The sequence below is a fragment of the Roseibaca sp. Y0-43 genome, assembly GCF_020667835.1.
GTDB lineage: Bacteria > Pseudomonadota > Alphaproteobacteria > Rhodobacterales > Rhodobacteraceae > Roseinatronobacter.
On record NZ_JAFMPR010000001.1, the window covers coordinates 157,163 to 177,399 of the forward strand.

At 64.8% G+C, this 20,237-nt stretch carries 20 protein-coding genes and 1 tRNA gene; 3 read left to right on the forward strand and 18 right to left on the reverse strand.

Annotated elements, in window-relative coordinates:
- The 3 genes from J1C52_RS00775 to J1C52_RS00785 all read right to left on the reverse strand — a co-directional run bounded on the left by J1C52_RS00775 (position 1) and on the right by J1C52_RS00785 (position 2,135).
- Entirely contained in the window at positions 1–279 is a 279-nt protein-coding gene (locus J1C52_RS00775; protein WP_227426009.1) for a hypothetical protein, read from the reverse strand.
- A complete protein-coding gene (locus J1C52_RS00780; RefSeq protein WP_227426010.1) occupies positions 276–647 on the reverse strand; it encodes a response regulator transcription factor in 372 nt (123 codons plus the stop codon). Before J1C52_RS00780 ends, J1C52_RS00775 begins: the two co-directional genes overlap by 4 nt.
- 171 nt (positions 648–818) lie before the next feature.
- Complete coding sequence (locus J1C52_RS00785) at positions 819–2,135, reverse strand: helix-turn-helix domain-containing protein (protein WP_227426011.1); 1,317 nt, start codon at positions 2,133–2,135, stop codon at positions 819–821.
- 179 nt (positions 2,136–2,314) lie between these two features.
- Between J1C52_RS00785 and accB the strand changes: the two genes are divergently transcribed.
- Positions 2,315–2,806: an acetyl-CoA carboxylase biotin carboxyl carrier protein gene (gene accB, locus J1C52_RS00790; RefSeq protein WP_227426012.1), complete on the forward strand. Its 492-nt coding sequence runs from the start codon at positions 2,315–2,317 to the stop codon at positions 2,804–2,806.
- Between the two features lie 13 nt (positions 2,807–2,819).
- A complete protein-coding gene (gene accC / locus J1C52_RS00795; protein WP_227426013.1) occupies positions 2,820–4,169 on the forward strand; it encodes an acetyl-CoA carboxylase biotin carboxylase subunit in 1,350 nt (449 codons plus the stop codon).
- Between the two features lie 3 nt (positions 4,170–4,172).
- On the opposite strand, the gene dacB is transcribed toward accC, so the two are convergent.
- From dacB to J1C52_RS00810, 3 genes are all read right to left on the reverse strand, one after another.
- Positions 4,173–5,660: a D-alanyl-D-alanine carboxypeptidase/D-alanyl-D-alanine endopeptidase gene (dacB, locus tag J1C52_RS00800; protein ID WP_227426014.1), complete on the reverse strand. Its 1,488-nt coding sequence runs from the start codon at positions 5,658–5,660 to the stop codon at positions 4,173–4,175.
- 115 nt (positions 5,661–5,775) lie between these two features.
- Positions 5,776–6,384 (reverse strand): nicotinate-nucleotide adenylyltransferase, encoded by a 609-nt coding sequence (locus J1C52_RS00805; protein ID WP_255618351.1) that lies wholly within the window; start codon positions 6,382–6,384, stop codon positions 5,776–5,778.
- 97 nt (positions 6,385–6,481) lie between these two features.
- Positions 6,482–6,558, reverse strand: a tRNA-His gene (locus J1C52_RS00810).
- Positions 6,559–6,673: 115 nt separating this feature from the next.
- Between J1C52_RS00810 and J1C52_RS00815 the strand changes: the two genes are divergently transcribed.
- Positions 6,674–6,883: a DUF6324 family protein gene (locus J1C52_RS00815; protein WP_227426016.1), complete on the forward strand. Its 210-nt coding sequence runs from the start codon at positions 6,674–6,676 to the stop codon at positions 6,881–6,883.
- On the opposite strand, the gene J1C52_RS00820 is transcribed toward J1C52_RS00815, so the two are convergent.
- From J1C52_RS00820 to J1C52_RS00875, 12 genes are all read right to left on the reverse strand, one after another.
- Complete coding sequence (locus J1C52_RS00820) at positions 6,880–7,230, reverse strand: hypothetical protein (RefSeq protein ID WP_227426017.1); 351 nt, start codon at positions 7,228–7,230, stop codon at positions 6,880–6,882. The genes J1C52_RS00815 and J1C52_RS00820 overlap by 4 nt on opposite strands.
- Positions 7,231–7,241: 11 nt before the next feature.
- Positions 7,242–8,900, reverse strand: coding sequence for a DNA repair protein RecN (gene recN / locus J1C52_RS00825; RefSeq protein WP_227426018.1), 1,659 nt, complete (start codon positions 8,898–8,900; stop codon positions 7,242–7,244).
- Positions 8,901–8,937: 37 nt separating this feature from the next.
- A complete protein-coding gene (locus J1C52_RS00830; protein WP_227426019.1) occupies positions 8,938–9,780 on the reverse strand; it encodes an outer membrane protein assembly factor BamD in 843 nt (280 codons plus the stop codon).
- Positions 9,781–9,888: 108 nt separating this feature from the next.
- Entirely contained in the window at positions 9,889–10,800 is a 912-nt protein-coding gene (lpxC, locus tag J1C52_RS00835) for a UDP-3-O-acyl-N-acetylglucosamine deacetylase (RefSeq protein WP_227426020.1), read from the reverse strand.
- Between the two features lie 228 nt (positions 10,801–11,028).
- Entirely contained in the window at positions 11,029–12,774 is a 1,746-nt protein-coding gene (gene ftsZ / locus J1C52_RS00840) for a cell division protein FtsZ (protein ID WP_227426021.1), read from the reverse strand.
- A gap of 184 nt (positions 12,775–12,958) precedes the next feature.
- Positions 12,959–14,290 (reverse strand): cell division protein FtsA, encoded by a 1,332-nt coding sequence (ftsA, locus tag J1C52_RS00845; RefSeq protein ID WP_227426287.1) that lies wholly within the window; start codon positions 14,288–14,290, stop codon positions 12,959–12,961.
- Positions 14,290–15,507 (reverse strand): cell division protein FtsQ/DivIB, encoded by a 1,218-nt coding sequence (locus J1C52_RS00850; protein WP_227426022.1) that lies wholly within the window; start codon positions 15,505–15,507, stop codon positions 14,290–14,292. The genes ftsA and J1C52_RS00850 overlap by 1 nt, the downstream gene beginning before the upstream one ends.
- Positions 15,495–16,409, reverse strand: coding sequence for a D-alanine--D-alanine ligase (locus J1C52_RS00855; protein WP_227426023.1), 915 nt, complete (start codon positions 16,407–16,409; stop codon positions 15,495–15,497). The genes J1C52_RS00850 and J1C52_RS00855 overlap by 13 nt, the downstream gene beginning before the upstream one ends.
- A gap of 39 nt (positions 16,410–16,448) precedes the next feature.
- On the reverse strand, positions 16,449–17,417 hold the full coding sequence (murB, locus tag J1C52_RS00860) for a UDP-N-acetylmuramate dehydrogenase (RefSeq protein ID WP_227426024.1): 969 nt from the start codon (positions 17,415–17,417) through the stop codon (positions 16,449–16,451).
- Positions 17,418–17,520: 103 nt separating this feature from the next.
- Positions 17,521–18,738: a hypothetical protein gene (locus J1C52_RS00865; protein WP_227426025.1), complete on the reverse strand. Its 1,218-nt coding sequence runs from the start codon at positions 18,736–18,738 to the stop codon at positions 17,521–17,523.
- 3 nt (positions 18,739–18,741) lie between these two features.
- Positions 18,742–19,269 carry a gamma carbonic anhydrase family protein gene (locus J1C52_RS00870; RefSeq protein ID WP_227426026.1) on the reverse strand — a complete coding sequence of 176 codons (528 nt, stop codon included), beginning with the start codon at positions 19,267–19,269 and terminating at the stop codon, positions 18,742–18,744.
- A complete protein-coding gene (locus tag J1C52_RS00875) occupies positions 19,269–20,147 on the reverse strand; it encodes an NAD(P)-dependent oxidoreductase (protein WP_227426027.1) in 879 nt (292 codons plus the stop codon). Before J1C52_RS00875 ends, J1C52_RS00870 begins: the two co-directional genes overlap by 1 nt.
- Between the last annotated feature and the right edge of the window lie 90 nt (positions 20,148–20,237).

Consider the following 20,237-nt stretch of genomic DNA (forward strand, 5'->3'; position numbering starts at 1 on the left):
CTAATCCTTGCGGGCCGGATCGGGGGCTTTCGGCGGGTCGAACGCCTTGCGCAAGCCGCGCGCCATCAGTGCCGTGGCCAGGATCAGGACCAGCCACACGGCGAACAGATAGGCCCATTCGCTGGCCGCCGACCCCGTGCCCGTGGCCGGGTCTTCGCGCATGAGCGGCAGCAGCATCAACACGAAGCCGAAGACCGGCAGGAAGCGGGCGGCATCCATCAGGCGGCGCAGCCGGTAGCTGTTGCGCGCCAGAAACGGGGGCGAGGCGGGCGGCTTCACGACGCGACCATGGATTGCAGCGCCGACACCACATCGGCATTGGCGAAAGGTTTGGTCATGAAGCGCGTGACGCCAAGCTGGGCCGCCAGTTCGCGGTCGGCGCTCTGGCCCTTGGCGGTCAGCATCAGCACCGGCAAATGGCGCGTAGCCTCCGAGGCCCGCAGCGAGCGCAACACGTCAAAGCCGTTCATGTCGGGGAGCATCAGGTCAAGGATCAGCGCGTCCGGCGGGGCGCTGCGCAGCCGCTCCAGCGCGGCGATGCCATCGGCCTCGACCTCGACCTGCCAGCCGTCGCGGGTCAGGATGAAACGGATCGCTTCCGAGATATTCGGCTCGTCTTCCAAGACCAAGACACGTTTCTGGTTCACAAGCCACCCCCTCCCGGCCCGTGGGCCAGTGCCTTGCCCGGTGCCGCGTGCGACACGCGCACGCGGCTTGCGGTCGCGCTGGTGTGCTGTCTCCTCCCGACACCGCGCAGATACTTTATTTCCCATTATGACACTTCTGTCAAAGCCGCAGATGCCCGCTTGGCGCGTTCATCATGCGCCGGTCACAAGGATGGACGGCTCGCGCCGCGCCGCGCACTCCATTTGCGGGCAGGTCCGGCAACTTGCGCCAACCGGGATGGCGCGGTCCGTGGCCTGCCCGTCTTCGGGCAAAAGCAGCATCGTGGCGCGCAGCACCGGCGGCTGGTCGACCCGCGCCGCCCCGGCAACACAGGCGATGGCATAGGCGCCGAAGCGCCGCCCCGTCCGCCCTGCCGTCACAAGACTGGCGCGCAAGGCCACATGCGGCTGGCGCAGCGCATGATAGAGCGGCCACAGAGGGCAGCCGCCCCCGAAGCGCGGAAAGTCGAACCCGTCCAGCGGGCGGCGATACAGCAGCGTCCCCGACATGTCGCAAATCGCAAGCCCCACGGGCGGCAAGCCCAGATCGGCGCTGAGCGCGCGGGGCACATGCGCGAGCCGGCGCAACACCACATCGACCCCGCAGCCGAACTCTGCGGCCAGCCTGTCAGGGGCCATGCCATGCGCGGCCAAGGCGGTTTGCAGGGCGGACAAGGGCAACGCCTGCGCATCGGCCTGCATCTGGTGCAGCCAACCCAGCGCCAGTTGCCGCGCCGCGCCAGAGGCCAGTTCGACCTGCGCGTCCAGATAGGCCTCTGCCCCGCTCAGGTCATCGCCCTCGGTCATCGCGATGTGATAGCCTTCGCGGGCAAGCCACGCCTCGACCTCTTCCTGCGGGGCGGCGATGCCCGTCTCGCCGGTCTTGGCACTGTCGATGTAGTTGACCAGTGCCACCGCACCTTCGGCCAAGCGGCCGGAATCGGTCAGGATGTTCCTGTGAAAGCGGGTCTGCCATTCTGGGTCCAGATCGGCATCGTCATTCAGGATGGCGGCGGTCGATTGCACAGAAGTGACGGCAGAGATGATTTCATGCAGCGCGTCGCCCAGGTAGGGGTCATGCGTCATCCGGTCATTGAGCTGTTCGACCACGCGCTCCAGCCGCTCGACGCGGGCATGGGTTTCGGCCAGCACCGCCGCCCAGCCGGGGAAGCGCCCGATCAGGTCGTCGATCCGTTCCAGCTCTGACAGGTCGGTATCGGCGCGCAGCGCGGCGGCGCGTGCCCCTTCGACCAGCCGCGTGTCACCATCCTCGACCAAAGCGTCGGACGACACGCCAAGCGCCTGCGCAAGCGCGTTCAAAAGCGGGGCGCTGACCTTGCGGCGGTTATGTTCGATCAGGTTCAGATAGGATGGAGAGACCCCCACCATCCGGGCCAGATCGGTCTGGCGCATCCCGCGCAGGGTGCGGCGGGCGCGAATGCGGGTGCCTGTCAAAGCGCTGCGGGACATAAGCCGACCTCCAGCCACCCAATTTACAGGTTTTGACACCCCTGTGAAGATCGCGCGCCACGCGCCACGCGCGCACATGGAAAAACGCCGCTTCACACTACCCGTCATAGACAGTATAACCCGCGGCCAAACAGCCGGGTTTCGTATGGCCCGCTCCTTCGCCACGCATAGAGGTATTCATGTCCCGCAACGACGCAGATGTCGCCTTCATCAAAGCCCTCGCAGAATTGCTGAACGAGAACGACCTGACAGAGGTGAACGTGAAGCGCGAATATGGCGAGAATGACAGCCTGAACGTGCGTGTGTCGAAATTCGTGCCACAGGCAGCCCCGGTACAGGCCGCGCCCGTCAGCTATGCCGCGGCCCCTGCCCCTGCCGCCGCGCCCACCGCTGCAGACGCCCCAGCCACCGCGGCCGGTGGCAACCCCGCCGATCACCCCGGTGTCGTCACCTCGCCCATGGTGGGCACGATCTACCTTGCCCCGGAACCCGGTGCCACGAATTTCGTCAGCGTCGGCGCACAGGTGGCCGAGGGCGACACGCTGCTGATTATCGAAGCGATGAAAACCATGAACCACATCCCTGCTCCGCGCGCCGGTGTGGTCAAGCGCATTCTGGTGGGCGATGCGTCGCCCGTCGAATTCGGCGCGCCGCTGATGATTATCGAATAAAGGCAGGCCCGGCATGTTCAAGAAGATCCTGATCGCCAATCGCGGAGAGATCGCGCTGCGCGTGATCCGCGCCTGCCGCGAGATGGGGATCGCGTCGGTCGCGGTGCATTCGACCGCCGATGCCAATGCGATGCATGTGCGCATGGCGGATGAGGCGATCTGCATCGGTCCGCCCTCGTCTGCGCAAAGCTATCTGTCTGTCCCGTCGATCATTTCCGCCTGCGAGATTTCGGGCGCGGAAGCGATCCATCCGGGTTACGGGTTCTTGTCCGAGAATGCCGATTTCGTGCAGGTGGTCGAAGATCACGGCATCGCCTTTATCGGCCCTTCGGCGGAACATATCCGGCTAATGGGCGACAAGATCACCGCCAAGGACACGATGCTGAAACTGGGTGTGCCCTGTGTGCCCGGATCGGATGGTGGCGTGGGGCATCTGCAAACCGCGCAGGCGGTGGCCGAAAGCATCGGCTACCCGGTCATCATCAAGGCCACGGCGGGTGGCGGCGGGCGCGGCATGAAGCTGGCGCGCAGCGCGTCAGAGCTGGAAACCGCATTCCGCACCGCCCGCGCCGAGGCCAAGGCCGCCTTTGGCAATGACGAGGTCTATATCGAGAAATACCTCGGCCAGCCCCGCCATATCGAGGTGCAGGTCTTTGGCGACGGGCGCGGTAATGCCGTGCATCTGGGCGAGCGGGATTGCTCGCTTCAGCGCCGCCACCAGAAGGTGCTGGAAGAAGCGCCCGGCCCGTCCATCGACGCCGAAACGCGCGCGCGCATTGGCGAAACCTGCGCCAAGGCCGTGGCCGATATCGGCTATCGCGGCGCGGGCACGATAGAGTTCCTGTATGAAAACGGCGAGTTCTTCTTCATCGAGATGAACACCCGTTTGCAGGTCGAACACCCCGTGACAGAGGCCATTTTCGGCGTGGACCTTGTGCGCGAGCAGATCCGCGTGGCGGCAGGCGAGCCCCTGTCCTTCAGCCAAGACGAGTTGCAGGTGAACGGCCACGCCATCGAGGTGCGCATCAATGCCGAGAAGCTGCCGAATTTCACCCCCTGCCCCGGCAAGGTGAACACCTATCACGCGCCGGGTGGTCTTGGGGTGCGCATGGATAGCGCGCTTTATTCCGGCTATTCCATTCCGCCCTATTACGACAGCCTGATCGCCAAGCTGATCGTGCATGGACGCGACCGGCCAGAGGCGCTGGCGCGCCTGCACCGCGCTTTGGGCGAGTTGATTATCGACGGGGTGGACACATCGGTGCCGCTGTTCCGTGCCTTGTTGCAGGAACCCGACGTGCTGACGGGCGACTATAACATTCACTGGCTGGAAAAATTCCTCGCCGCACCCGCGCCGGAATAACCGTCAGGAATAGGCCCGCGCCCAGCGATAGAGCAAGTCTTGCTGCATATTGCGCGCGGTGCGGGCCCATTCGACGGTGCCCGCTGGCGCATCTTCGCCGCCGCCCACCACACGGGCACGCTGGCGCAGATCGGACGAACAAATGGCAAAAGCCATCTCGCGCCCGCCGGGGCTGCGGATATACCCGCCCAAGGCAGACACAAAGTAGAGCGTACCGGTCTTGGCGCGCACTTCGAAGGGCTGTTCGGGCAGACGGCGGCCATTGCTGTCGCGGAACGGATGTTCGCGCAGCAGGGGTTTCAGCGCGCCTTCGCGGCCCGCGCGGCGGAACATGTTGGCAAGGTCGGACATGGACACGCGCGATGCGGCCCCAAGCCCCGAATGGTCCACCATGTTCAACGACGACATACCGTAGCGTGCCCGCGCCCACGCATTCATGAGCGCGCCGGATTGCGCCAGATCGCGCGGCATGGTGCCGCTGGCGACCGTGGCGCTCAGACCAATCGCCTCTGCGCTGAGGTTGGTGGAATAGCGCAAGGTGGCGCGCAACAGTTCGGCCAGCGTGTCCGAGCGGTGCTCTGCCAAGGTCTGACCCTGCGGCGCAGCGCTTGCCCGCTGCGGTGCGGGCAGCGACAGGCCCTGAGCGGCGGCGAGGCCCTGAAAAGCCTCTCCCGCGTAAAGATCGGGCTGGCGCACGGGCAACCAGCGCGAGCCGGAATTGCCCAGCGCCCCGCGCGCGACCGACCATTGTTCGACCCCGCGCGCCATCTGGAACGTGTAGAGCGGGCTTGCGCGATTGGCGACCTGCATCCGCGCCAGCCGCACTTCGGGCCGGAAACGGTCCGAGCGGGCATCCATCGTGACGCGATAGTCACCCGACTGCCGGGTCCATTCGAAATAAACGCGATTGTAGTTCAGGTTCAGCCCGCCGACCGACGGGTTATAGCCTGCCTGCACGGCTTGATCGTCGGCGATCTGGTCAATCGCGGGCAGCGCACCACCCCAGACCAGAAACCGCCCCTCGACGCGGCGGACGCCGCCTTGCACAAGGCGCGCGGCAAGGCCCGCCAGCGCATCGGTGTCGAGCGTGGGGTCGCCCCCGCCCGCAAGCACCAGATCGCCGCGCAAGACGCCGCCCTGCACCGGCCCTGTCGCCAACACCCGCGTGCTAAAGCGGTAGCCCGGCCCCAGCTTTTCCAGCGCGTAAAGCGCCGTGATCGCCTTGGCCACGCTGGCGGGCGGCAGGCCGGTATTCGCGCCGCGCGCTTCCAGTAGGTTCCCGTCAGAGATGTCGATCAGCGCATAGGCAATATCGCCGCCAAGCCCCGCGCGGCTGACGATGGAATCGGCCGATTGCGCGGGTTTGGGGGGCGGGATCAGCGACCGTTCGGGGGCATTGGCACAGGCGGGCAGCGCAAGGGTTATCCCGGTCCCGCTCAGACCCGTCAAGAAATCACGCCGACGCAGCTTCATCTGCTCATCGTCCTGCAAGAGAATATTCCAATCAAATCGGCACAAATCCGCTCAAGGCACATTAACCCTGATTCGCCAAAGCCGAGAAGGGTTTTGACCGATCACATTCCCGAAACACTGTGTTTCGGGCGTGTCACAGGATGGGCCAATGCCCCTTGGCCCGCAACTCGCTGGAGGAAATGGCCCGCATCGGGATCGTCAGAAAACACCAGACCGGGGCGGGCCGCAGGGCAAGGCTGGCGGCATCGGCCTGCGGCAATCGGTGCCCCCGCAGGCTGCGCGCGGCGACAGAGCCAAGGGCGGGCTGCCGCGCACCGGGCCGCGCAATGACCGCCATCGGCACGCGCGCGGCAATGCTGCGCCAGTTTTCCCAATGGTGAAAGCCGGCCAAGTTGTCGGCCCCCATGATCCAGACAAAATTCAACCGTGGATACTGCGCCTGCAGCGCCGCGATCGTGTCGCAGGTCTTGCGGGTGCCAAGCCGCGTTTCAAGATCGGTGACTGTCACGCGCGGGTCGCGGATCAGGCTGCGGGCACGATCCATTCGCGCCTGCAAACCGGCGGGGGCGTTGCGCTTCAAGGGGTTGCCGGGGCTGACCAGCCACCAGATACGGTCCAGCCTCAGCGCCCTGAGCGCGTGATGTGTGACATGCACATGACCGGGATGGGCAGGGTCGAACGACCCGCCGAACAGGCCCACGCGCGCCCCGTCGGGGGCATGGGGCAAGATATGTCGCGGCAGAACGGGCACGTCTGATCCTCTGGCGCTGATCGCTTGGCAGCGACCTATCTTGCAGACCCATGGCTGACAAGGGGCGTTGGTATCGGACGGAAGAGGATGGTACCGCCTCCCCGGCTTGAACGGGGGACCTCTGGATCCACAATCCAGCGCTCTAACCAACTGAGCTAAGGCGGCACAGGCGTCGAGATACCGCCGCGCGCAGGCGATTGCAAGAGGGGCAGCGCTTGAAAATACCCGGTATCCGGCTTATCGCCAGAGGCAAGGCGAAACGCGAGGAAAGGGCCGCGACATGGGCATCAATTCGGAAACCGACATCTCGGCGGATCTGCAAATCGGGCCGACCGACACGGGCATGGTCCGCATCTATGTGGCCGGCAACGGCATCGACCTGCCGATGGATTTCGACCCGGACGAAGCCGAAGAGATCGCGGAAGAATTGCGCCTCGCCGCCCAGGCCGCGCGCGGCGTGGGGGGCAAACCCAAGGGGCGCAAAGGCTAGATCAGCATGATCCGGGCCGTGCCGGTGTCGGGCTGATAGTTGCAGCGCACTTCCAGCTGAGTGCCCGAGCGCGCGACACGCAGCATGACGTCACGCTCTGGCGCACCGCTGGCCCCGGTCACATCGCGCGTGCTGACCACGCCCAACACATCCAGCCCGCGCTCGCGGCCAGCGGCGGTGCAGGCCGCCTCCGCGCCCGCCATTCCCGCAGCCGGGGCAGGTGCGGTGCCCGCGGACGGAGCCGGGATAACCGGCATGGGGCGCGCCATCGGGTTCATGGTGCAGGCACCAAGCCCGGCAATGGCCAGAACGGCCAGGCTGGCTTTCAGGCGGGGGGTCATGGACATGATCGGGCCTTTCACTTGGACAAGGGCGCGGCGGAGAGCAGGTCTTCGGCGGCTGCACGCGCCGCATCTGTCACCCTATCACCCGAGAGCATCCGCGCAATCTCTTGCACGCGGTCGTCGGCGGAAAGCGGCACAACGCGCGACAGGGTTTGCCCGTCCGTGACCGATTTCTCGACCCGCCAGTGATGCGCGCCAAGGGCCGCCACTTGCGGCGAATGGGTGACGACCAGCACCTGCGCGCCCGTGGCCAGCGCGCGCAGGCGTTTGCCCACGGCATCGGCGGTCGCGCCGCCCACGCCCCGGTCGATTTCGTCGAAGATCATAGTCATGCCGGGCTGGCCGCGTGTCAGGCACACTTTCAACGCCAGCAGAAAGCGCGACAATTCCCCGCCAGAAGCGATTTTCGACAGTGCCCCCTTTGGCGCGCCGGGGTTGGTGGCAACCTCGAACGTGACCGCGTCCCAGCCATCGGGGCCGGGGTCGGTGCGGGCAATGGCGGTAGAGAATTGCGCGCGCTCCATCTTCAAGGGGGCGAGTTCACCCGCCATTTCCGCATCCAGCCGACGGGCCGCGTCGGCGCGGGCGTCGGAGATGGCGGTGGCCGCCGCATCATAGGCCGCTTGCGCGTCTTGCACGGCTTGGCCCAAGGCGGCCAAGTCGCGGGCGGAATTGTCCAGCCGGTCCAGCCGCGCGCGCAGCTCACCCGCGAAACTGCTCAGATCGTCGGGCAGAACGCCATGCTTGCGCGCCAGCCCGCGAATGGCGAACAGCCGGTCCTCCAACTGCTCCAGCGCGCCGGGGTGAAATTCCAGCTCGTCCATGCAGGCAGTGACGCTGGATTGCGCGTCGCCCAAGGCATCCATCGCGCGCGACAGCGCGTCTAGCGCCGGGTCCAGCCGCCCCTCGACCGCGTCGGCCACGTCTTCCAGCCAACGGCTGGCATCGCCGATCAGCCGCTCTGCCCCCTCTTCCGACAGGGCAGCGGCCGCGCGGGCGATGTCGCCGCAGACGCGCTCCGCCTGCTGCATCAGGCGGCGCTGCGCATCAAGCTGCGCTTCCTCGCCCTGTTCGGGCGCAAGCGCGTCCAGCTCTGCCACGGCGTGGCGCAGGAACTCTTCCTCGGCCTGAACCGATTGCACCTGCGCCTCTGCCTCTGCCTGTGCCTTGCGCGCGCGGCCCAAGGCGGACCATGCCGCGCGCAGGGGACCAAGATCCAAGCCGCCAAAGGCATCCAGCAGGTCACGATGCACGCGCGGGTTCAGCAGGCCGCGATCGTCTTGCTGGCCGTGCAATTCCACAAGCGTGTCGGACAGCGCGCGCAGCACCTCGCCAGAAACGCGGCGGTCATTCACCCAGCCCGTCTTGCGCCCGTCGCGCGTGTTCACCCGGCGCAAAAGCAACGTGTCCGATGCGGGCAGCCCCGCCTCTGCCAGAATCGCATGGGCCGGGTGGTCATCGGAAAGCGCGAATTCGGCAATCACCTCGCCCTGCTCTGCCCCTTGGCGCACCAGTTCCGCGCGCCCGCGCCAACCCAGCACGAAGCCCAGACTGTCCAGCAAGATGGATTTGCCCGCGCCGGTTTCGCCGGTCAGCACGTTCAGCCCCGGCTGAAACGCAAGTTCCAGATGGTCGATTATCAGCACATCGCGGATATCGAGCGAGATCAGCATGAAGGCGGTCAGCCCGCCCGCGCAACCGGGTGCGCGGTCAGAGCCATCTCCCCAGGATCGACTGGCGATAAATCGCCTGCAACCAGCCCTCGCCGCGCGCCTCTGGCGACAGGCCTTGCCCGGTCAACAAGCCAAAGCTGTCCTGATAGAAGGGGTTCGCTTCGAAGTTATAACCAAGGATCGCGCCGGCGGTCTGCGCCTCGTCGGCCAGACCCAGCGACAGATAGGCTTCGACCAGGCGGTGCAGCGCTTCGGGCGTGTGGGTCGAGGTCTGGAAATCCTCGACGACCACGCGGAACCGGTTGATCGCGGCGTTGTAATTGCCACGTTTCAGGTAATAGCGCCCGATTTCCATTTCCTTGGCCGCCAGATGGTCGAAGGCCAGTTCGAATTTCAGCACGGCAGAGCGCGCGTAATCGGTGTTCGGATATTCCTCGATCACACGGCGCAGATGTTGCAGCGCCTGAAAGGTCAAGCCTTGATCGCGGCCGACCTCGTCGATCTGGTCATAGAAGGACAGCGCCAGAAGATAGGCGGCATAGGGCGCATCCTCGTCGCCCGGATAGGTGTCCAGAAAGCGCTGCGCGGCGACGCGGCTTTCCTCGTATTCGCGGGCGCGGTGATGGGCGAAGGCCTGCATGATAAGCGCGCGGCGCGACCATTCGGTATAGGGGTAAAGCCGCTCGATTTCCTGGAAATAACGCAGCGAATCTTCCGACCGGCGCGAGGTTTCCAACTCATACTCGCCACGCTTGTAGATCTCTTCCGCCGAGAAGCTGGACAAGGATTCGTCCGGCGTGTCGCGCGGCGCACAGCCCGCCAGCAACGCCAGAACCGCAACTGTCAGCCCCAGACGCGCATATCCTTGCGAAACGATCATCTTGGCAGCACCCCATCCCGTCAATCTTGGTCACGGTCCTAGCACAGAAAAATCACGGGCGCAAAATGCCTTTTGCCCCCGCGCCCGACCCGTTGCGCGGGTCGTGTCCTAGGCCGAAAGCGGCAGGTCGCGCAGGCTGGTGCCGACACCGGGCAAACGGGCTTGCAGATGCGGCGCACAGCGCTCCACGCGGTAGTTCCGGGGGTCCGACAACAAGGCCCGCAGAAGCAGTCCGGTCACGGCATGGCCCGCGCGCACGCCTTCGTAATGGGCCAGAAGCGGGCGGCCCAGAACATAAAGATCGCCCATCGCGTCCAGCATCTTGTGGCGCACCGGTTCGTCACGGCGGCGCAGACCGCCCGGCGTCAGAACTTCGCCCTGATGAAAGACGACGGCGTTATCGAGCGTGCCACCCAAAGCCAGACCATTGGCCTGCATCATCTCGACATCGGCGCGCATACAGAAGGTGCGGCAATCGCTGAGTTCGCGCAGGAAGGTGCCGTTATGCAGGCCCATGCTGGCGGATTGGCGACCGATGGCGGGGTCGTCAAAAGCGATGTCGAAGGACATGCGGAAATCTTCTGCCGGGCGCAGGGTCGCGCGGGCATCGCCGCGCCGCACCGTCACTTCGCGCAGCACCCGCAGCACATGCAGCGGCGCGTCGGTTTCGGCCAGCCCGGTTTCCAGAATGCGGCGCACGAAGGGCGCGGCACTGCCGTCAAGAATGGGCACTTCCGGCCCGTCCATCTCGATCAGGGCATTGTGCACGCCGCAGCCATGCAGCGCGGCCATCAGATGCTCGATCGTGCGCACTTCGTGGCCGTCTTCGTTGCGCAGCAGGGTGCACAGGCTGGCTTCGACCCAATTGGCGGGCGACACGTCGATAAAGCTGTCAAGATCGCTGCGATAGAAGCGCAGGCCGGCATCCGGCTGCGCGGGACGGATGACCAGCCGCACCGGCTTGCCGCCATGCAGGCCTGTCCCGCTGATCGAAATATCGCGTTGAACTGTTCGTTGCATTCTCTCACCGCTTACGAAAAGGCCTCTGCCGGGCCGTTAACGTGGTGGTAATACTGTCGGTGCTGCAACTGCAACTCACAGATTGTGACCCTTTGTAACACGGGCGCCGCCCGGTGGCGGATTTCCGCACATGGGAAAAATTCGCGTGTAACGCACTGATAAAAATAGAAAAAGGCCGGTGCGACCGGCCCTTTCCGAATTGCAATCGTGATCGCGTGATCGCGCGGATCAGTTCGCCTGACGCCGCAGGAAGGCCGGAATCTCGATCCGTTCGTCCTGTTGGCTGCGCTCTGGCTGCTCGTCATAGGACGGCGCAGGCTGGGCGGCTTGGCGGGCATGGGCATGGGCGTCGTGCGACTGGCCCGCCATGCGGCTGATGAACGACCCGATCCCGAAACGAGAGCCTTTCTCGGCCTCTGCTTGCTGCGGCTGCGGACGTGCGCCGCGCGGAGCCATCGGCGCTTCGCGTGGCGGCATGGGCGCGCGGCCATAGCCAGCGGGCGCTTCGGGGGCCTTTTGCACCGCGCGCTGCAAACGCGCCAGCGTCTCGGGCGAAGGCGTGCCGGGTGCCGTGCGGCGCGGCGCGGTGAAGCCCGCCGCCGGTTCCTGCGCGGCAGGGGCGGCGCGGTCTTCGAACACGTCGTCGATGTCGAACTGTTCTTCGGCGGCGGCATAGGGCTGCTGCACCGGCGGTTGCGGCGCATAGGCTTGGCGCGGCGCTTCCTGCTGTGGCTCTGCGGTGCCACCAAAGCGCGACGCGGTAATCGGCTGGCGCGGCGCCTGCTCGGCAACAGCGGGGTCCGCCGGGGCTTGCGCCACGCGATCATGGCCGAACAGGTTGGGCTGTTCGGGGCGCGCGGCGACCTGCGGCTGCGGTTCCGGCTGGGGCGCGGGGACAACCGGCTCTGCCATGCGGACCGGGGCCGCGGCAGGGGCGGCTGCGACCGGGCGGTCCATGAAGGACGGCGTGACAGCGCTGCGCGGTGCTTCGGCCTTCTGGTCGGCATCCACGTCGATGCCGGTTGCCACGACCGACACGCGGATGCTGCCTTCCATCGACGGATCGAGGGTCGAGCCGACGATGATATTGGCTTCCGGGTCCACCTTTTCGCGGATGCGGTTTGCGGCGTCGTCCAGCTCGAACAGGGTCAGGTCATGCCCGCCGGTGATGTTGATAAGCACGCCACGCGCGCCGTTCAGGCTGATTTCGTCCAGAAGCGGGTTGGCGATGGCTTTCTCGGCGGCCTGAATGGCGCGATCTTCGCCAGATGCTTCGCCCGTGCCCATCATGGCCTTGCCCATCTCGTCCATCACGGCGCGGACATCAGCGAAATCGAGGTTGATAAGGCCGGGGCGCACCATGAGATCGGTCACACCTTTCACGCCCTGATACAGCACATCGTCAGCCATCGCGAAGGCTTCGGTGAAGGTCGTGCGCTCATTTGCCAGACGGAACAGGTTCTGGTTGGGGATGATGATAAGCGTATCGACGACCTTTTGCAGCGCCTCGATGCCCTCTTCGGCCTGACGCATCCGCTTGGCACCTTCGAACTGGAAGGGCTTGGTCACCACACCCACGGTCAGCACGCCCAACTCGCGCGCGGCCTGTGCGATGATCGGGGCCGCGCCCGTGCCGGTGCCGCCGCCCATGCCGGCGGTGATGAAGCACATATGCGCGCCCGCCAGATGATCGATGATTTCTTCGATGCTTTCTTCGGCGGCGGCAGAGCCGACAGAGGCACGCGCACCCGCGCCCAGACCTTCGGTGATCTTGACCCCGATCTGGATACGCCCCTCGGCACGGTTTTGCTGCAAGGCCTGCGCGTCGGTATTCGCAACGACGAAATCGACGCCTTCCAGCTTCTGGTCGATCATGTTGTTGACCGCGTTGCCGCCAGCGCCGCCCACACCGAACACGGTAATGCGCGGGGACAGTTCGGTCCGCTGTTCTGTCTGAACGAAATTCAATGCCATTGCTACTCCGCCTCTTTTTTCGCCCGGCCGATTACAGAACAACTGCGCGCCGGATTTGCCTATTTTCCGCTGATTCTACAGGTCTTGCCCGCGAAGTCATCAAAAAACTCGCATTTGACCGCTAAATCTGTGCAATTATTGTGATATGTCTGCCGCATTTCCACAAGTTTGCCAAATCTAGCGGTTACCAGTTGTCGCGGAACCATTTCACCGCGCGTTTGAGCGAGCGCGCCGGGTAGCTTTGGATCGGCAGGTCGAAATCCCACCATTCGTCCTGTGGGTGGGTCGCCAGAACCGAAAGGCCCACCGCGCTGGAAAAGGCTGGGCCAGAGGCCGCTTGCGGCAGCCCGCGCACGCGCATAGGGCGGCCAAGGCGCACTTGCTGGCCAAAGATGCGCGCGGCCAGACCATCCAGCCCCGGCACTTGCGCCGCGCCGCCGGTGAGGACGACCTGCTGGCTGGGCAGGTGGTTGAAGCCCGCCGCATCCAGACAGGCGCGGACATGTTCCAGAATTTCCTCGATCCGGGGGCGCATAATGCCGATCAGTTCCGAGCGGCTGATGGTGCGGCGATCCTTGTCCCAATCGCCGGTATTGGACCCGATCTCGATCATCTCGCGATCATCCATAGAGGTGGCCTGAACCCCGCCATGGATGGTTTTCAGCCGTTCGGCGGTGGCAAAATCGACCTGCAAGCCCTGGCTGATGTCGGATGTCACCAGCGCGCCGCCCATGCGCACGCTGTCGGCATAGATCATGTGTTTCTTCATGAAGATCGACACGCCCGACACGCCCGCGCCAAGGTCGATGCAGGCCGCACCCAGTTCCTGCTCGTCCTCCACCAGCGCCGACATGCCCGTTGCATAGGCGCTGGAGGTGACACCCGCGACTTCGACATCGCAGCGGCGCAGGCAATTGCAAATGTCGCGCACCAAGGCCGTGTCGACCGTGACCATGTGCATGTCGCATGACAGCACGCGCCCCGACTGGCCGCGGGGGTCTGACAGGCCGCTGCGGTGGTCCAGCGCGAAATTGATCGGCTGGGCGTGCAGCACGTCGCGCCCGCGCCCGATATCGGGCATGTCGCAGGCGGCCATGACCTGCGCGATGTCGTTTTCCGCAACGGTCGTGCCGTCGATAGAGATATTGCCCGTCAGCCCGTAAGAGCGCGGATTGCCCCCCGAGAGGCACACGATGACATGATCCACGCGCTCGCGCGCCATTTTCTGCGCGGCTTGCAGCGCGGTGCGCACGGCGCATTCGGTTTCGGTCATGGCGGCAATCTCGCCATAGCGGACGCCCACGGATTGGGTGGTGCCCGCCCCGATCACCCGAAAGCCCGCCTGCCCGGCCATGTTGCCAATGCCGGGCGCGCGTGAAGAGTTGGGCTGTTCCAGCTTCAGAACCAGCGCGGCCACCTTGTAGGTGCCAATGTCGATCACGCCGATCACACCGCGCTGAATGGCTGCGCGCCGCATTTGGCGCATGGCACGTTGGGATGCGTAAGGATCAGGAATCACTGGGAAACCTCCGATGGGTTAAGCCGGATGGCGCGCATCGTTTCGATCGCGCCCTGGCTGACATGCAAAACCGGGCGGGTGGGGTTGCGCAGATCGACCGACAGCACATCGCGGGCCAGTAGGTCTTGCGCGTCGTCCAGGGCCAGCGCGCGCTCCAGCGCCTGCATGGCCCCTTGTTCGGGCAGGCGAATGCGCTGGTCGCGGTCTAGCACCACGTCCCAGCGCCGTTCGCCCACGCGGACCAACCCGCGCAGGCGTTCGCCCAAGGGCTGGGCGGCATCCAGAAGCGCCAAGGCCTCGCGGACATGGCCCTGCGCGCCGTCGCCCGCGATCAGCGGCAACGCGGGCACCTGCGCGTTCGGGGCCAGTATGGCCACGCGGTGGCCGTCAAGATCCAGCAATTGCCGCTCCGTGCCGGAATGCCAGACCACGACCGGCGCGCGTTCACGGATGGTCACGATCATCTCGCCCCCCGCGCCCAACCGCAGGGAAGCCTCGGCAACCGAGTCATAGGCCTCGATCTCTGCGCGCAAGGCAGGCAGGTCCAGCCGGAACGAGGATTGCGGCAGCTCGTCGGCCAGCCTTGCGCGGATAGAGCGCTCCAGCTCTGGCGCGACGGGCGAAATCTGCACGGATGTCACCATGAAACCGGGACGGTCCACCACCGAGGAATAGAGCGCCTCGCCCCAAAGCGCGATTTGCAGCCGGTTTTGCGGGTTCGACAGCACCAAAGCCAGACAGGCCACCATCAGCAAGGCCGGCAATCCGCGCGTGATGAGCCCGCGGTAAAACGGCGTCAGCCAGATGCGCTGCAACCGGTAAGAGATCTTGGCGCGCCGGGTTTGTGCGGCCGATATGGGCTTGCGGGCGGGTTCCGGCGCGACCGGTCGCATCTGCGCCCATTGCGCCGCGACACCCTCGAACGCGTCCGGGCCAAAGGCCACGCCGGCGGGCAAGGCATGTTCGCCGCCAAGGATCGGGGCGGGCACGCCCATGGGCAGGACACCGGGGGTCTGCGCGACACTCTCGGCGGCCTCTGCCGGGGCGGGCGCGGGCTGACGGGGCGCTGTGGGCTCTGGGCACAGGTCCAGAATGTCCTCTTGCGCGTATTCGGCGGCGCGCGTGGCACCAAGATGGTCCCAGAAGGATTGCTCGGGCGCCAAGGCGGAAACCGGCGCGCTGCCACCGTCCAGATCGTGCCTTATCGGTCGCATGACGCATCCTCGACCAATAAGCGGCACAGGTCCGAGAAAGCGATGCCACAATGCGCGGCCTGCTCGGGCACAAGCGAGGTGGGCGTCATACCGGGCTGGGTGTTGGTTTCCAGCAGGATCAGCCCGTCCAGCCCTTTCTCCTCGTCCCAACGGAAATCGGTGCGGCTGACGCCCCGGCAGCCCAGCGCCTTGTGCGCGCGCAGGGCATAGTCCATGCAGGCGTCGAAAATGTCTTGCGGCAGATCGGCTGGCAGAACATGGCGCGAGCCGCCGGGCTTGTATTTCGCGTCGTAATCATACCAGCCATCGGTCAGAATGTCGGTGACAGTCAGCGCGCGGTCGCCCAGCACGGTCGTGGTCATCTCGCGGCCCGGCGCGAAGGCTTCGACCATCACCTCGGCGGGCATCTGGTCGGACAAGCGCGGCGGCGAATTTGCTCCCTCCTGCACCAGATAGACGCCGACGGACGACCCTTCGTTATTCGGTTTCACCACATAGGGCGGCGGCAGCAGATGCGCCGCCATCACCTCTGCCTTGGGGGCGATACGGCTTTCGACCACGGGCAGCCCCGCGCCCACAAAGGCCGCTTTCGCCCGCGCCTTGTCCATCGCCAGGGCCGAGGCCAGAACACCCGAATGCGTGTAAGGGATGCGCAGCCATTCTAAAATGCCCTGCACACAGCCATCTTCGCCGAACCGGCCATGCAGCGCGTTGAACACCACGTCCGGCGCAATCTCTATCAGGCGCTGCACGAGATCGCCGCGCGCGTCCAGTTCGATCACCTCGAATCCTGCCACCCGCAGCGCCTTCGCGCATTCGTGCCCGGAAGACAAAGACACCTCGCGCTCGGCCGAGAGTCCGCCTTTCAAAACACATATACGGGGGGCTGCCCTGCTCGACATGCCCAATTCCGTTGCCTGTTATGCCCTGTTTTCAGGGCGTTATTCTGCCCCTGCCCCGTTTGTTTGCAACGGTGGCAAGTCTGCTTGCGGGCCTGCTTCGCCCACACGCATGATTTCCCAGTGTAGCGAATGGCCGCTGGTTTGGAAAACCCTTTTTCGCACTTCTTCGCCCAAGGCTTCCAGTTCCGTGGCCGATGCGCCACCGGTGTTGACCAGAAAATTCGGGTGCTTGGGCGACATCTGCGCGCCGCCAAGCTTTGCCCCACGCAGCCCCGCATCGTCGATCACCTTCCACGCTTTCAGCTCGTGGCTGTCATCCGCTTGGCCGGTCGAGGAAAACCCGGCCGGGTTGCGAAAGGTCGAGCCTGCGCTGCGGTCCTTCGTGGGTTGCGTCGCGTCGCGCTTGGCGAGTTGCTCTTCCATGCGGGCATGAAGGGTGGCGGGGTCGCCCGCGAGCGCATGAAAGCGGGCCTGGGTGACGACCATGCCCTCTGGCAAGTCGGATTGGCGGTATTGCAGGTTAAGCGCGTCCGCCGGGATGACATGGCGCGCGCCCGCGCGGTCTATGGCGGTGATCTCGATCAGGTGGTCTTTGACGTAGGAGCCGTAACACCCCGCATTCATCCGCACAGCCCCCCCTATACTGCCGGGAATGGTGCGCAGGAAGGTCAGATCGCGCCCCGCATCGGCGGCCTTGCGGGCGACATGCGCATCGAGCGCTGCGGCACCGGCTGTGATCGTCTCGCCGATCTCGATCCCGTTGAAGCCGCGGCCCAGCCGGATCACCACTGCCCGGATACCCCCATCGCGCACGATGAGGTTGGAGCCGACGCCCATGGGAAACAACAGTATCTCGGGCGCAAGCTGGCGCAGGAAATCGGCCAGATCATCCTCGTCCACAGGCTGAAACAACCAATCCGCAGGCCCACCCACGCGCAGCCATGTCAGGCTGTCGAGCGGACGGTTCGGGGTGAGTTGGCCGCGTATGGCGATCTGGTCGGGTTGCATGTGGAGGGCGTAGCGCAGGTTGCGGGGGGTGTCCAGATGGGCGAGGCGGTCGCGTTTTGGTGGTGCCGCGGGAGGGTGAGTATTTGGGGCAAGATGAAGGGGGTTAGGGTGCGCCCAAGGATTTGGCGAATTGCGATAGCCTTTCTGCGAATAGTGCGATGCTCTCCGCGTTTTCAGCCAGATACAAACCCGTAAGACCCACCGCACCCGTCGCAACCACCTTTTTTACCACAACATCGGCCAAGGAAGCACAGTAAGCGCCAATTGCTTTGGCCGCGACGAGCAGCTTGCGCCCGATCTGCTCCAAGACAGTTGGGTCAGGGTCGGGCCTTTCGAGTTCTTGCTCCGCCTCGTCCAGCGCTGCCCAGATGATCGTCACTTCTTTTTGCGCGGCAACCGTTTCATCGACCAATTCGGGCGGGTTGTTGTGGCTGCGATGCTCGACGGATTGCAGGCGTTCTTTGAGTAGCGCGATTTCCTCTTTCAACGCGCGGGCATCTTTGGCGAGGTTGTGCTGCTCGACAATCCGCTGGATCAGCGCGTTGACGTGGTCGGCGCCTTTGTCCCAGTCGGCGGGGTCGATGAGGGCGATTTTTAACGCCAGCTTGGCGTGATCTCTCCAAGTCTGATGGTCCTTATAATGAGCGGGTATTGCTCCGTTCATGTTTGTCCCAAACGGGACTCCGTAAAGAGATGCTTCATACCAATTCACCCAAAACCGCCAGCCTTCGTGCATATCCAACAGTTTTGGACTAACATTCTCGTGCCACTTTGAAAGAAGCGGGTTTCGGTCCTGCCAGAAATCAGAGAATTCTTCATCTCCCGGCCAGAGACTGTAACAATCAGGGTCCGAGGCATACTCAATGATCGTTGCATCATATCGGAACGCACGCCCCGGGATTTGCTCAAAAAATGGATAGCAAGAAAATTCTATCGAACGTTGCACAGGGAGCCACGGGGGAAGCGCGTACACCGCAGCGCACGCTTGCTGGGCAGCAGCTTTCGCCGCAAGCCCGGGAGCGACCGGTTCACCTTCAAAATTAACGGCTCTTGCGGATCGTCGAACATCCTCTTCCCCGAAGAAAGACGAACACGAAGAAACTATCAACGCACGAAACGCTTTGATGATTTCATCGCCACTATCGTTTTTCGAAGCAGACAGAACGTAATCGAGATAAGTTGGAAGGCACCGAAGAGCAGCACGATGGGCAATTACAATTGCCCATCGTCGCGCGGTTTCTCGCTCTTCCGCCGTCCCTTGGGGAAGGGCGGTCAGCCAAGCAAGAATGCTAGCAGCATCTTCAATTTCCTCTGCCCGCACAGCCTACTCCACCGCCACCAGCCCCGCCTTGAAGCGGGCCATGTTGGCGCGGTAGCCTTCCGCCGACTTCAGAAGCTTCACCTGCGCGGCCTCGTCCAACTGCCGCACCACGCGGCCGGGCGAGCCCATCACCAGTGATCCGTCGGGGATCTCTTTCCCCTCTGTCACCAACGCGCCCGCGCCGATCAGGCAGCCGCGCCCGATGCGTGCGCCGTTCAGCACCGTGGCCCCCATCCCGATGAGCGACCCGTCGCCGATGATGCAGCCATGCAGCATCGCCTTGTGCCCGATGGTGCAATTGGCACCAATCACCAGCGGATAGCCCATATCGGTGTGCAGCACGCAGTTTTCCTGAATGTTGCTGCCTGTGCCCACAACAATCGCCTCATTATCGCCGCGCAGCGTGCAGTTGAACCACACCGACGCGCCCTTGTGGAGCACGATGTCGCCGATCAGGTGGCAGCCGGGGGCGACCCAATAGTCGCCATCCTCGGGCAAGGTGGGGCGGCGGTCGCCAAGCGCGTAGAGCATCACGCGCCCCCCAGTTTGCGCAGCCGTTCGATCAGGCTGGACGTGTCCCAACGTCCGCCACCCATTTGCTGAACCTCTTTGTAGAACTGGTCCACAAGCGCGGTCACGGGCAGGGACGCGCCCACGTCATCGGCGGCGGCAAGGCAGATGGCCAGATCCTTGCGCATCCAGTCCACCGCGAAGCCGTGGTTGAATTCGCCATCCAGCATGGTGCCGTGGCGGTTGGCCATTTGCCATGATCCGGCAGCGCCCTGGCTGATAACCTCGATCACGGCGCGGCCATCCATGCCGGCTTTCTCGCCGAAATGCAGGGCTTCGGCCAAGCCTTGCACAAGGCCCGCGATGCAAATCTGGTTCATCATCTTGGCGGTCTGGCCCGCGCCGCTCTCGCCCATGCGTTTGCACACGCGGGCATAGGCGGCCATGATCGGCTCTGCACTGGCATACTGCGCGGCGTCGCCCCCGCACATGATGGACAGAACGCCATTTTCAGCACCCGCCTGCCCGCCAGAGACGGGCGCATCGACAAAGCCCAGACCCAGATCGGCGGCGGCTTGGTTCATCTCGCGCGTGACTTGGGCCGAGACGGTGGTGTGATCGACGAAGATCGCGCCCTTGGTCATGCCCGCGAAGGCGCCGTCGGGGCCGGTGCAGACGCTGCGCAGGTCGTCGTCATTGCCGACACAGGCCATGACGAACGCGGCCCCTTCGGCCGCCTTGGCCGGGGTCGCGGCCCAAGCGCCGCCATGTTCCTTGGCCCAAGCTTCGGCCTTGGCGGTCGTGCGGTTATAAACCGTCACCTCGTGGCCCGCTTTTGCCAGATGGCCCGCCATGGGGCCGCCCATTACGCCAAGGCCAAGGAATGCCAGTTTCGCCATAGTCTCTCTCCCTCTCGAATTCTTGTGATCGCGCAGCCGATGTTCTAACGATTGCGCTTCCCGTGCATGGGGCATACCTATCAGCCCCAA

Coding starts and splice junctions, on each gene's coding strand:
- J1C52_RS00785 (WP_227426011.1), bottom strand. CDS start 2,135: ATGTCCCGCAGCGCTTTGACAGGCACCCGCATTCGCGCCCGCCGCACC.
- accB (WP_227426012.1), top strand. CDS start 2,315: ATGTCCCGCAACGACGCAGATGTCGCCTTCATCAAAGCCCTCGCAGAA.
- accC (WP_227426013.1), top strand. CDS start 2,820: ATGTTCAAGAAGATCCTGATCGCCAATCGCGGAGAGATCGCGCTGCGC.
- J1C52_RS00815 (WP_227426016.1), top strand. CDS start 6,674: ATGGGCATCAATTCGGAAACCGACATCTCGGCGGATCTGCAAATCGGG.
- J1C52_RS00820 (WP_227426017.1), bottom strand. CDS start 7,230: ATGTCCATGACCCCCCGCCTGAAAGCCAGCCTGGCCGTTCTGGCCATT.
- recN (WP_227426018.1), bottom strand. CDS start 8,900: ATGCTGATCTCGCTCGATATCCGCGATGTGCTGATAATCGACCATCTG.
- J1C52_RS00830 (WP_227426019.1), bottom strand. CDS start 9,780: ATGATCGTTTCGCAAGGATATGCGCGTCTGGGGCTGACAGTTGCGGTT.
- lpxC (WP_227426020.1), bottom strand. CDS start 10,800: ATGCAACGAACAGTTCAACGCGATATTTCGATCAGCGGGACAGGCCTG.
- ftsZ (WP_227426021.1), bottom strand. CDS start 12,774: ATGGCATTGAATTTCGTTCAGACAGAACAGCGGACCGAACTGTCCCCG.
- J1C52_RS00850 (WP_227426022.1), bottom strand. CDS start 15,507: ATGCGACCGATAAGGCACGATCTGGACGGTGGCAGCGCGCCGGTTTCC.
- J1C52_RS00855 (WP_227426023.1), bottom strand. CDS start 16,409: ATGTCGAGCAGGGCAGCCCCCCGTATATGTGTTTTGAAAGGCGGACTC.
- murB (WP_227426024.1), bottom strand. CDS start 17,417: ATGCAACCCGACCAGATCGCCATACGCGGCCAACTCACCCCGAACCGT.
- J1C52_RS00870 (WP_227426026.1), bottom strand. CDS start 19,269: ATGCTCTACGCGCTTGGCGACCGCCGCCCCACCTTGCCCGAGGATGGC.
- J1C52_RS00875 (WP_227426027.1), bottom strand. CDS start 20,147: ATGGCGAAACTGGCATTCCTTGGCCTTGGCGTAATGGGCGGCCCCATG.